The sequence below is a fragment of the Nitratireductor aestuarii genome, from assembly GCF_014641695.1.
Lineage (GTDB): Bacteria > Pseudomonadota > Alphaproteobacteria > Rhizobiales > Rhizobiaceae > Chelativorans > Chelativorans aestuarii.
The window spans coordinates 70,410-82,046 of record NZ_BMIF01000016.1 but is presented as its reverse complement, the minus strand read 5'-3'; the positions used below and the strand labels follow the sequence as shown (position 1 = coordinate 82,046).

Genomic DNA, 11,637 nt, shown 5'->3' with positions numbered 1-11,637 from the left:
TGATCTGCTGGAACAAGGCTCTCGAGCGTCACCATCTCGATCGCCGTCTGAACTGGAGCAGGTTTCTTCAACATGCCCCAGTGAATCAAAAACCTCCAGCTAACGCCAGAGGTTTGTCAGCAGTCTGGGCGGCCCGTAAGGGCCGCTATTTGTTTATGGGCTGCAGCAAGACGCCAGAAAATCCCTGTCTGGGCACCGTCCATGTACTGGATAATACTTCCTTCCGATGGTGAAACAGGATAGTTCCTTCGTGGGTTCACCTGGGGTGGGGGACATGACATGGTGCTTGTACTGTCGGGCACGAGTGGCGCGCCGGTAAAAACGAAGATTGCTGTCGGAACGATTACACGCAATCGTCCGCGCATGCTTGAAAACCTGCTGCGATCCTATGCGGAAATGCATCTGCCGGACGATGCGGAGGTCGATTTCATCATCGTCGAAAACAACGCTGAAGCAACGCTCGCGGGCGTGGTTGAAGACTTCCGGTTGCAGGTCCACGGTCACAGGGTCACCTATCTCGTCGAACCGGTTCTGGGGATAGCAAGTGCGCGCAACCGGGTGCTCGAATGCGCGATCGAACAGGGCTATGACCTGCTGACCTTTGCCGACGACGACGAGCAGGTCGATCAACACTGGCTGGTGGAGCTGTTGCGGGTGCAGAGGGCACAGGACCTTGACCTGCTGGGCTCCCCTGCCCGGCTGGCTCCGGTGGATGACTCCTGCACCTTCTGGCAGAAGCTGGTGTGGGATGCCGCGAAGGAAGCACTTCTGAACCTCGAACGCCGCAATGCAAATATTTGTGCGCAGGGTCACGGAGACAGCATCAAACTGGCGACATGGAGCTGGATGGGCAGACTCGATTTCTTCCGTCGCACCGGCTTACGCTTCGATGCCTCCCTCGGCTTTGCCGGCGGTGAAGATACGCGTCTCTACCTACAGGCAAAAGCGCTTGGCGCGCGCACCGGATGGGCACCCAAGGCGATCGTCTACGAGACGGTTCCGGCCACTCGGCTATCGTTCCGCTACCGATACAGGCGTATTCGGGGTCAGGCCTGCGAGGATTTCAAGGAACGGTTTGGGGAGAGCCCATCGAGGGCCACTCTCCGCCTCTTAGGCTCAGTCCTGTCGCGCATCTACAAGACCGTGCTGACAATTCTGACAATCCCATTCCACCGTCACCATGCTCTCTGGAAGATCACCTTCCTGGTCGCATCGCTCGTCGGTTACACCAAGGGATGGCTGGGGTTCAGATCGAAACACTATCTCACCACGCACGGGCACTAATCACGGCCACCCGCGGAATGGCGCGGGTACGATCATCTGAGCATCGACTGAAAGGTCGACAGCGACGACGCGTGCGACTAAGAGGCGTCACACCGATTTGATTAACATGTAAATTGTCGCAAGCCGCACCTCGTTCGCGACTTCATCAGGTTGCCAGCAAGCACTTAAGGTTTTTCACCATGAATTTTCTGAAGGAATCGGTTCAGGTGGCCGGCGCTTTTGTCGGCGTTGTCGTCGGTGCCGGCTTTGCATCGGGACAGGAGATCCTGCAGTTCTTCACCAGCTTTGGACTGGCGGGATTGGCGGGAGCCGTGCTGAGTTCCGCGCTCTTCATCTTTCTGGCGATGGCGCTTTCAGCGCTTGGGCAAAAGCAGGCAGCGGAAAGCCACAAGGATGTCATTCACGCCATCTGCGGCCGCTATCTCGGCCCGCTGGTTGATGCCCTGGTGACCATCTTCATGCTGGTAATGGCTGTCGTGATGATCGCGGGCGGCGGTGCTCTCCTCGAACAGCTGACGGGCATTCCCTCCATCTGGGGCTGCATTGCAGTTGCTGTCAGCACGATTCTGATCGTGTGGCTCGACCTGCGCAAGGTCATCAATCTCGTTTGCGCCGTTACGCCCCTGCTGGCGATCATGGTGGTCATCGTTGCAGCACTCGCAGTCGCGGGAAGCTCGGCCGACATGGCGACGCTCTCAGTGGCAGCGGAGAATCTTCCTGGCGCGTCAGGCCACTGGCTGCTCGCTGCCCTGCTCTACGTCTCGTACAATATCATTGCCGGCGCACCCTTCCTGATCATCATGGGCGGCCAGACTTCGAACCAGAAGGCCGCCATGTGGGGCGGGATATTCGGCGGCGTACTGCTCGGCGCGTTGATGCTGCTGCTCGCAGGCAGCATGTTCACACGGGCAGACGAGCTTGCCGGCGTTGCAATCCCGACGCTCCATCTTTCCGCCCAGTCATCGCGCCTCTTGTCGATCCTGATGGCAATTGCGATCTTTGCCACGATCCTGAATACGGCCGTGGGCGTACTCTATTCCTTCGCGGCGCGCCTGTTCGAGCCCGGAACCAACCGCTTTCGGATCGGCAGCGCGGCTGGCGGACTGCTCGCCTTTGCCGGAAGCATGTTCGGCTTTACCCAGCTGATCGGCACGGTCTATCCCTTCTTCGGTTATCTGGGGTTCGTGCTGATGGCCTCAACGCTCATCGGATGGTTGCGGCTGAAAAGCGGGAAGTTGACGCCTCAGGCATTTGCGGTGAAATAATCACGCAAGACATGAAGGAGTTGCAGTGACCGAAGTCCAGAAGAATTCCTCAACGCGCTTTCTGACTGAAGACGCACCGCAGCGCCTGACGTTCTCTCCAGTGGCTCCCGGCATCTCCCGCGCCGTTGCCAACAATGCGTCGCTTATGACGTATCACGGCACCAACACCTATCTGATCGAGACGGCGGACGGAGACTTCCTGCTTGATCCCGGCCCCGTGGAAGATGAGGCACATCTAGAACTGCTCTGCGAGGCAATTGCCCCGCGCGGCGCGGGCATTCTGATTACCCATCATCACATCGACCATTCGGGACTGCTGGGACTGCTGAAGAAGCGATCCGGCCTGCCGGTCTACGCCTCCGAGCACTATGCCGGTGACATTCTCATTGCGGACAAGCTCTTGAAGGAAGGCGACGTGGTCGCAGGCCTCGAGGTGGTGTTCACGCCAGGACACGCGAGCGACCACATCTGCTTCTCGCGCGGAGACGTCCTGTTCTCAGGCGACCACGTCATGGCCTGGAACAGTTCGATCGTGCGCGGACCGGACGGCAACATGAAGGCCTATGTGGATTCGCTCAGCCGCCTTCTGGCCCGCAGCGAGCCGCTCTACCTTCCCGGTCACGGGCCTGCCCTGCCCGATCCGCATCCTTACGTGGAGCGGCTGCTTGGCAACCGCGTCCGGCGCGAGAACGACATCTTCGCAATGCTGCAACGCGTAGGTGAGACGACGATCCAGGAGATCGCGCGGGTGCTCTACAACAAGAGCGATCCCTATCTGGTCTGGGCGGCGGAAGCGAATGTAGAGGCGCATCTGCACAAGCTGCGGGATGAAGGTAAGGTCCGCCAGAACGGCGACAACTGGCGCAGCGTGTGACAAAAAAAACTGGCCGGACAGAGCCGGCCAGCCAGTTAGTCCAAGGGAGAAGTGTTAGCCGCGGCGCATCGCGCCGTTTTCCCAGCCTTCAAACTTGCCGGTGAAGAAGTTAACGTTCTTGAAGCCCAGCAGCGAGAGCACCGTGTAGGAGTGGGTGAGCTGCACGCCGCCGCGGGTGAACAGGATCACCTGCTTGTCGGGCGTCACGCCAGCTTCCTCGTAGAGCTTCTTCAGCTCAGCCACGTCCTTCAGCACGCGGTTATCATCGAGCGTCGCGTCCCAGAACACGTTGACGGAACCGGGGATCTGGCCGGCGCCGTAATCAGACGGTGAGCGCACGTCGAGAACGACGACCTTCGGATCCTGCGATAGTTCCTTGACCTGATCGGCCGTCAGGAAGTGCGGGCCTTCGCTCGATGCAGGCGCAATGTCCTGGCCCGGGAAGGTGTAGTTGCCAAGCGCGAGCGACTGGCCAGCGGCCGGATCGCGGCTCCACTCGTCCCAGCTCTCGTCATAGATGCGGACGTTCTTGTAGCCGAGGTTGCGCAGTGCAATGTAATTGTTGGCAGCAGCGACGCCCGAACCGCAGTAGGACAGGATTTCCTTTTCCTTGTCGATGCCGCGCGAAGCCAGCAGGTTGTTGATGATGTCTTCCGGCAGAACCGTGCGCTTTTCCGTCAGCAGTTGGGATGCAACGAGCGACTTCGCGCCGGGGATGTGGCCGTCTACATAGGCATCCGAACCACGTCCGTCGATCACGACCGCGTCAGGCGCGTTGATGCGGGAAGCCACATAGGCCTTGTCCACGCGCATGTCGAACTTGTCGGTGATCTTGAAGTCGCTGGCGGCAACCTGAACCGGTCCGGTCTCAAGCTCGCCCTTGAAGGCGTCTACACCGCCATCCAGCACGTGGATGGTCTTGAAGCCCGCGTACTCGAGCGCGATGAAGGCACGACCGGGCAACGAGTTGTTGTCATAGATGACGAGCGTGTCGCCATTCTCGAGGCCAGCTGCGGCAATGACCTTCTCGATCACTTCGTCCGACTGGAACTCGTTGCGGATACCATCACGCTCGGAAACATTGAGCGCGGCCCAGGGCACGTTCACAGCGCCCGGCACATGGCCCTTCTCGAAGGCAGCCTGCGGGCGGACGTCAACGATCTTCGCGCCACTGGCGGCGAGTTCCGCGAACTGGTCGGCATTCACGATGATCGGAAAACCGGCTTCTTCAGCAGCAGCGGCTTCGATGCTGAAGATGGAGCTCAGGGCAGCGTTGCCAAAGGACGGGGCGGACGCGGTGAGCGCCAGTATGGAGAGCGCACTGGCAGCGAGAAGAGCGCGGGTGGAGGAACGACGCATGTGGATGAACTCCCGAGGAATTAAGTTGGGCGGATGTTCTCAGACGGCACGGTTCCGGACAATCAACGGGCTACCAAAGGTGAGTGATGAGCCGGAATTGTTTTTCGTCTGAAGTGGAAACTACGGAAATTATTCGACTACGGCGCTTTCCCAGCCGGTAAGCACTGCTTCCCAACCGGGGAATGCCTTGAAGAGAGCAATCTGGATCGACCGGTCGATGCCGAACCAGATGAAGAGCCCGACCGCGAGGATGACAACACCCATCGCCTGCTGGATGCGCGCGCTGTTGCGCTTCAGGAAGCCGATGCGGCTGTAGAGGCGGTTGCCGAAGAGTACAGCAAGGGCCATGGGGATCGCCGTGCCCAGGCTGAATGCGAGCGCCGTCAGGGCCGAGTTGAGCGTGGTCTCCTGATTGAGCGCAAGCGTGATGACGGAAGCCATGATGGGCCCGACGCAAGGGGTCCAGGCAAGCCCCAGACCGGCGCCGGCGAGCAGACCGCCGCCGAAGCCTGATCCATTGCTTCTGCGAAACCCGACGGATCCCATCACAGGTGAGGTGAAGCGTTCGAAGGTGTTCTTGAAGAAGGGTACAGCGAGCACCAGTCCCATAACGATGAAGATGAGCGCTGCAGCAGTACGATGAATCTCCGGCGAAAGGCCGATGTTGCGCACGAGCAGGCTCAGGACAAGCGTGATCCCGCTGAAGAAGACCGCAAAGCCGATGATGATGCCCAGCGGCCGCATGCGTCCGCCGATTGCCGAATTGGCAAGGATCACCGGCAGCAACGGCAGCACGCACGGCGAGAGCACGGTGACCAGCCCGGCAACGAACGCAAAGAAGATGGTCATTTAGCGGCTGTTCTTGTTCAGGCCTGCGACGCCACCGGCGTTCCAGAGTTTGACGCTCTCCGCCTTGGAGTCGAGCAGCACGAATGTGTCCTGATATGTGACGCCGTACTTCGCCTTAAGCTCGGTCTCGGTGTCATAGTCGGCAATGACGAGCGTGATGTCCGGCTCGACGTCCGACCATTTCTCCGACAGTTCCGTCAGCGTCAGGATGCAGTTTGGGCACCAGGAGGCGAAGAAGAAGACCACCGTCTTCTCGTTCTCTGCAGCGACCGCCGCGAGATCCGTCTTTCCCGGCTCGTATTGAATGAGTTTGGCACGCTCGACCTGCTCGCCTGCAGCCACGGCAATCGTCGGAAAAGCGGGGGCTACAGCCGCCGTAAGCGTGGCGAGCGCGACAAGGGCGCCTCGAAGGTTCGCAAGGGTCATGATCAGGTTCCAGTACAATCGTGACAGGAGCCTACAGCGCGCCCTGCACCCGAAGAAGGAATGCAATTCCCAAGAATGCCCGGAACGCGCCGACAAATTTTACCCCGGAAGGTTTTGGCAGAAGAACTTTGTTTCAGTTCGTGACGGGCGGGTGAGATAAAGAGCCCACAATTCGTTTCAGGCAGAGGCTCCATGACCACTACCACTTTCAATGCGAAGCTTGCCGGGGGCGTGCGAGTGGATATCCCTCCCCTCCTGGTCATCGTGCTGGCTCTCGCTGCCGGCGTTCTCGTGCTGTCGAGCGCGGTGAGCGTCACGCAGGCGCTGCTTTTCCTGACGGGCGGGCTGCTCGGGCTTGCGCTCTACCAGGCCTCCTTCGGTTTCACCGGCGGCTGGAAGCGCTTTGCCACCGAAGGCCGCAGCCGCTCAATGCGCGCCCAGTTCTTCATGATTGCAATAACAGCGATCGTCTTCATTCCGCTGATGAGCGGCGCCTTTGACCTCGGCCGCTCCGTCGTCGGCGCATGGGCGCCGGTCGGCGTCTCGGTGATCCTCGGCGCATTCATGTTCGGCGCAGGCATGCAGCTTGGCGGCGGATGCGGCTCGGGTACGCTCTTCACAGTCGGTGGCGGCAGTGCCCGGATGCTGGTGACGCTGGTGGGCTTCATCATCGGCGCGACGGTCGGCACCCTGCACCTGCCCTTCTGGCTCCAGCTGCCCTCGCTTCCGGTCATCCGTTTCGGCGAGTCCTTCGGCGCACTGGGCGGCACTCTCCTGACGCTGGTCGGCCTTGCCGCCATCATCGGCCTGCTCGCCTATATCGAGAAGCGCAAGCACGGAAACGTTGAGTCCATCTTCTCGGGCCTCAAGGACCTGACGCCTTCGAGCTTCCTGCATGGCCCCTGGCCGCTGATCCTCGCAGCCGTCGTGCTGGCGCTCGGCAACGTCTTCACCCTGCTTCTGGCAGGCCACCCCTGGTCGGTGACCTATGGCTTCGGCCTCTGGGGTGCGAAGATCTTCGAAGCTGTCGGCATCGAGGTTTCCAGCTGGCAGTTCTGGCAGAACCCGGCGCAGGCCCGCGCACTTCAGAACAGCGTGCTGTTCGACGTGACCTCAGTCATGAACTTCGGCGTGATCCTTGGTGCTGCCCTCGCCGCCTCGCTCGCCGGCAAGTTTGCACCGAAGGCTGCCGTGCCGTTCCTCTCCTGGGTTGCTGCAATCGTCGGCGGCCTGCTGATGGGCTACGGTGCACGCCTTTCCTTCGGCTGCAACATCGGTGCGCTGTTCTCCGGCATTGCTTCGGGCAGCCTGCACGGCTGGGTGTGGTTCGTGATGGCCTATCTCGGCAGCCTGCTCGGCATCTTTATCCGCCCGCTCTTTGGTCTCGACGGGTTCAAGCGGGCATGAGCAGCAACCGGAACACGATCCTCTTCGGCGCTTCGCTGCTTGCAGCAGTAGGTGCCGTGTCGGCCGATCACCTGACGTCGGCTGCCCCGGCGCCGAAGGTTGCCAGCCAGGAGGAAAGCTTCAACCCCTGCGCAGCGGCTGTGCCCTCGCGCCCGGGTCAACGGAACTACGATAGCCTTGCCGACACTTACAGCAGAGGTGCGGCAGCGCCTGCCCCTGCACCGGCGCCAGCTGCTGCACCGGCGGCCCTAAATCCATGCTCAGCAGGAGCCATATAGGCGGCCAGAATCGTAGATGATCAGCCGAGCCTTTTGCGGGCTCGGCTGTTCATGTCCTACTACTGGCGCGGATATTCGAGTTGCATGGCGACGATAGTTTCGGTGCGCTCACCATAGACTTGCCCGATCTTAGCAAGCGTTTCGTCCAGCACGTCTGCTGGCGGCAAGTTTCCCCAACTCTCAAGCTTACCATCCGGCGTACCGGTAATGTCCGGCAAGATCCGGATGCCATTGGCAGTCTCGATCATTGTTTCCGATGGATTGAAGGTTTGCACGCCGGAGCGATAGGTCCGCGACCAGGCGTCGGTGACGAGTGCCAGCGAGACTTCATCCACCCCTTGCTCCACTTCGATCTGCCAGGTGTCGCGCCGCCAGAAGGCCATCACGTTGCCAAGCACGGTCGTGGCGAAACCGCGGGTCAATCGGAAGGCATCGCTGGCATGTTCCGCGCCCCAATGCTCGACGCCGAGACCCTGCGCGACCTTTTCCGCCTTCGCCCTGCCCGCAATTGCCTCGATCAGCATCAGCGCCACCGGCATCGAGGCTGAGATTCCTGTCGTTGTCACGACACGATCGTCGGCAACTATTCGCCGGTCGCGGACATAGTCGATGCTGGGATCGATCTTCAGAAACTTGCTCAGATACCACCAGTGCGTCGTCGCCCGGTGATCCTTGAGGAGGCCGGCGGCAGCTACAACCTTGGCGCCCGCGCAAACGCCGATGATCGTAGCACCCTTCTGCGCCTGCGATTGCAGCCATGCCATGACGGCCGGGTGGTCATCGCGACTCATGGCCGGAACGATTACAAAGTCGGCTCCGCCCGGGTTGCCGGCGTCGAACTCCGCGATCGTCGCGTCGGGCTCCACCTTCAGCGCCGGATAGAGCTGGACGGGTCCTTTTGCAGTGGAGAGCAGCACCACGTCGGCCACGTCCGCACGGCGAAGGATGCCGGTTGGCATCAGGTAGTCGGTTGTCTCGGTGGCATCATCATTGATCCCGATGACCGCTATGGTCGGACGATCCGTATTCTTCGGCGTAAGGGCGGAAAGCAACGCCTCAACCTCTTCCCGCGGCACGGGTGGCGCTTCAGGAGAAGCGACGGCAGATGGCAAGGTGTAGATCCAGCCAGCAAAGCCAATCAGGCCGAGGATCAAGAGGGTAGCAACGCCCTTGAGGACCATGGATTTCGTCATGCGCTCCTCCCAGAGGCTCTGGAGATATGACGATAATCCCGTGCGTCCACCGACAGCACAAGTCAAAAAGGCTGAGGCGAGGTGTCGGCTGACGACCTCGCCTCAAGTCTTACCGCCTCAAGCGAGGCGCGGAACTGCGTCCAGCAGCATCTTCGTGTAGGGGTGCCGCGGCGTGGAGAACACCTGTCCTGCCAGTCCCTGCTCCACGATCTCACCATGACGCATGACGATTACGCGGTCACAAAGGTGGTTCACAACCGAGAGATCGTGGCTGATGAACAGGAGCGTGATGTTCAGGTTGCGGCGCAGTTCCATCAGCAGATTGATGACCTGCGCCTGGATCGACACGTCGAGCGAGGCAACCGGTTCATCGCAGATGATCACCTCGGGCTGCATGGCGAGTGCCCGCGCGATGGCGATGCGCTGACGCTGACCGCCAGAGAACTGGTGCGGATAGCGGTCCGCCATGGCCGGATCGAAGGCGACGGCGCGCAGCCACCGGTTCACGTATTCGCGTGCGTTGGCGCGGGTGCAGAAGCCGTGCGCGATCGGGCCTTCAGCGACGGACTGGAAGATCGTCCGCCGGGGATCGAGAGATGCAAACGGATCCTGGAAGATCATCTGCACCTGCGTGCCGAGCTTGCCGGAGGCCGAACGCACCGGCTTGCCGCCGACGCTGACCTCGCCCGCGTCAGCCGGGTAGATGCCGCAGAGGATGCGCCCGAGCGTCGATTTGCCCGAACCGGATTCGCCCACCAATCCGAGGATCTCGCCGCGCGCGATCGTGACGTTGGCGGACTTCACCGCATGGACAGGCTTAGGCTCCTTGGCAATGCCCATCCGCATGCCAAGCTTGCGCAGGAAGCCGATGCGGGGTGCGAAGATCTTCTCCACACCATGGGCGCGCACAAACTGGTCGTCCGCATTGGCTCCAATAGCCGAGCCGCCAAGGCCCGTGAAATCCATGGCCCCTGCCGCTTCCGTTGCTGCGGAGGCGAGCGGCTGGCCCGGCGTCGAGCGGGATGGAAGCGCGTCCAGCAGCCCCTTCGTATAGGGGTGCTGCGGGTTGTGCAGCACTTCACGCGCAGGACCTGCTTCAACGATCTTGCCATAGCGCATCACCGCGATGGTGTCGGCGATGGAGGAAACCGTCGCCAGATCGTGGCTGACCCAGATGAGCGAAGTGCCCATTTCGGCCACCAGCGCCTTCACGACCTTGAGGATTTCGGCCTGCACCGAAACGTCGAGCGCCGTCGTCGGCTCGTCGGCAATGACCAACTGCGGCCTGTGCAGAAGCGCAATGGCAATCGCCACGCGCTGGCGCATGCCGCCCGAGAACTCGTGCGGATACTGATCAACCTTGCTCTCGGGATCGACGATCTGGACCTTGCGCAGCACGTCGACGGCGCGACGGCGGACCTCCGCATCTGACACCTGCTCATGGGCGCGGATCGCCATGCCGATCTGATCGATGATTTTTACGACAGGATTCAGCGTCATCATCGGGTCCTGGAACACCATGGAGATGTCCCTGCCGCGGATCTTGCGCAGTTCCTTTTCGCTCAAGCCCACGAGCTCGCGCCCGTTGAACTTGATGGAGCTGCCCGGCTGGATGCGGCCGTTGCTGTCGAGCAGCCCGATCAGCGAGAACCCGGTGATCGACTTGCCCGAGCCGGATTCGCCCACAAGTCCCATGACCTCGCCGCGTTTGATCGTGAACGAGATGTCGTCGACGGACTTGATCACGCCCTTGTCCGTTTGGAAGTAGGTCCTGAGATTCTTGACTTCCAGAAGATGGGTCATTTGCGCAGCCTCGGATTGAGCTGGTCACGGATCTGGTCGCCGACCAGATTGATCGCCATGATGAGAATGATAAGCGCGACGCCGGGATAGATCGCGATCCAGTAGCGTCCCGACATCAGGTACTGAAAGCCATTGGCGATCAGCATGCCGAGTGACGGTTCGGTGGGCGGCAGACCAACACCAAGGAAGGAGAGCGTTGCTTCCAGCGAGATGGCCGAAGCGATCTGCACCGTCGCAACCACGATCAGCGGCGGCAGCGAATTCGGTATGATGTGGCGGGTGATGACGAACCAGCCGCTCATCGGCACCGACAATGCCGCCTGCACGTAATCCTTCTGACGTTCGGCAGCCGCCGCGCCATGCGCGGTGCGCACGAAGTAGGCGTATTGCGCGAAGACGAGAGCCAGGATCAGCTGCGACTTGCCCTGCCCCAAAATGGCGGCCACGACGAAGGCCAGCAGGATCGCCGGAAACGAAAGCTGGATATCTACGATACGCATCAAGAGCGACTCGGTGCGTCCGCCCACGTAAGCCGCAAAGCAACCGACGACGGCGCCGATCGTGAAGGCAATGGCTCCGGCCACAAGGCCCATCTGCAACGAGATGCGCAGGCCATAGACAATGGCCGACAGAAGATCGCGGCCCTGGCTGTCGGTTCCGAGCAGATGCACGATGCCCGTGGTGCCGACGTAGCCCGGGGGCCGACGCGCATCGCGCAGCACAAGCGATTTGAGGTCGAAAGGATCCTGCGGCACGATGAACGGAGCGAACACCGCCACGATTGTGATCAGCAGCACCACCGCGAGTGCGGCAACCGCCACCTTGTTGCGGCGGAAGGTGCGCCAGAATTCGGCCGCCGGAGAAACGGAACGTGCGGCCTGAACGTTAGTCGACGACAT

General features: G+C 61.1%; 12 protein-coding genes. 6 read left to right on the top strand and 6 right to left on the bottom strand.

Annotated elements, in window-relative coordinates; all coding sequences use genetic code 11:
- From IEX27_RS21235 to IEX27_RS18995, 4 genes are all read left to right on the top strand, one after another.
- Nucleotides 1–233, top strand: a 233-nt coding sequence (locus tag IEX27_RS21235; RefSeq protein ID WP_210315572.1) for a hypothetical protein, incomplete at its 5' end; no start/stop codon positions are given.
- Between the two features lie 46 nt (nt 234–279).
- A complete protein-coding gene (locus tag IEX27_RS19005) occupies nt 280–1,284 on the top strand; it encodes a glycosyltransferase family 2 protein (protein ID WP_188722678.1) in 1,005 nt (334 codons plus the stop codon).
- 179 nt (nt 1,285–1,463) lie between these two features.
- Nucleotides 1,464–2,549, top strand: coding sequence for a YkvI family membrane protein (locus tag IEX27_RS19000; RefSeq protein WP_210315571.1), 1,086 nt, complete (start codon nt 1,464–1,466; stop codon nt 2,547–2,549).
- 25 nt (nt 2,550–2,574) lie between these two features.
- The gene (locus IEX27_RS18995) at nt 2,575–3,423 is read left to right on the top strand and encodes an MBL fold metallo-hydrolase (protein ID WP_210315570.1); all 849 of its coding nucleotides are present in this window, start codon (nt 2,575–2,577) and stop codon (nt 3,421–3,423) included.
- A gap of 54 nt (nt 3,424–3,477) precedes the next feature.
- Here IEX27_RS18995 and IEX27_RS18990 read toward each other — a convergent pair whose 3' ends face one another.
- The 3 genes from IEX27_RS18990 to IEX27_RS18980 form a co-directional block, all read right to left on the bottom strand.
- Nucleotides 3,478–4,782 (bottom strand): rhodanese-like domain-containing protein, encoded by a 1,305-nt coding sequence (locus IEX27_RS18990; protein ID WP_188722677.1) that lies wholly within the window; start codon nt 4,780–4,782, stop codon nt 3,478–3,480.
- A gap of 129 nt (nt 4,783–4,911) precedes the next feature.
- Complete coding sequence (locus IEX27_RS18985; RefSeq protein ID WP_188722676.1) at nt 4,912–5,631, bottom strand: cytochrome c biogenesis CcdA family protein; 720 nt, start codon at nt 5,629–5,631, stop codon at nt 4,912–4,914.
- The gene (locus IEX27_RS18980; RefSeq protein ID WP_188722675.1) at nt 5,632–6,057 is read right to left on the bottom strand and encodes a thioredoxin family protein; all 426 of its coding nucleotides are present in this window, start codon (nt 6,055–6,057) and stop codon (nt 5,632–5,634) included.
- A gap of 192 nt (nt 6,058–6,249) precedes the next feature.
- On the opposite strand from IEX27_RS18980, the gene IEX27_RS18975 reads away from it, so the two are divergent.
- Nucleotides 6,250–7,464, top strand: a complete 1,215-nt coding sequence (locus IEX27_RS18975; protein WP_188722674.1) for a YeeE/YedE family protein — start codon at nt 6,250–6,252, stop codon at nt 7,462–7,464.
- On the top strand, nt 7,461–7,742 hold the full coding sequence (locus tag IEX27_RS18970; protein ID WP_188722673.1) for a hypothetical protein: 282 nt from the start codon (nt 7,461–7,463) through the stop codon (nt 7,740–7,742). Before IEX27_RS18975 ends, IEX27_RS18970 begins: the two co-directional genes overlap by 4 nt.
- Nucleotides 7,743–7,801: 59 nt before the next feature.
- Here IEX27_RS18970 and IEX27_RS18965 read toward each other — a convergent pair whose 3' ends face one another.
- The 3 genes from IEX27_RS18965 to IEX27_RS18955 all read right to left on the bottom strand — a co-directional run bounded on the left by IEX27_RS18965 (nt 7,802) and on the right by IEX27_RS18955 (nt 11,637).
- The gene (locus IEX27_RS18965; RefSeq protein WP_188722672.1) at nt 7,802–8,935 is read right to left on the bottom strand and encodes a DJ-1/PfpI family protein; all 1,134 of its coding nucleotides are present in this window, start codon (nt 8,933–8,935) and stop codon (nt 7,802–7,804) included.
- A gap of 117 nt (nt 8,936–9,052) precedes the next feature.
- Nucleotides 9,053–10,738, bottom strand: coding sequence for a dipeptide ABC transporter ATP-binding protein (locus IEX27_RS18960; protein WP_188722671.1), 1,686 nt, complete (start codon nt 10,736–10,738; stop codon nt 9,053–9,055).
- Complete coding sequence (locus tag IEX27_RS18955; RefSeq protein WP_188722670.1) at nt 10,735–11,637, bottom strand: ABC transporter permease; 903 nt, start codon at nt 11,635–11,637, stop codon at nt 10,735–10,737. Before IEX27_RS18955 ends, IEX27_RS18960 begins: the two co-directional genes overlap by 4 nt.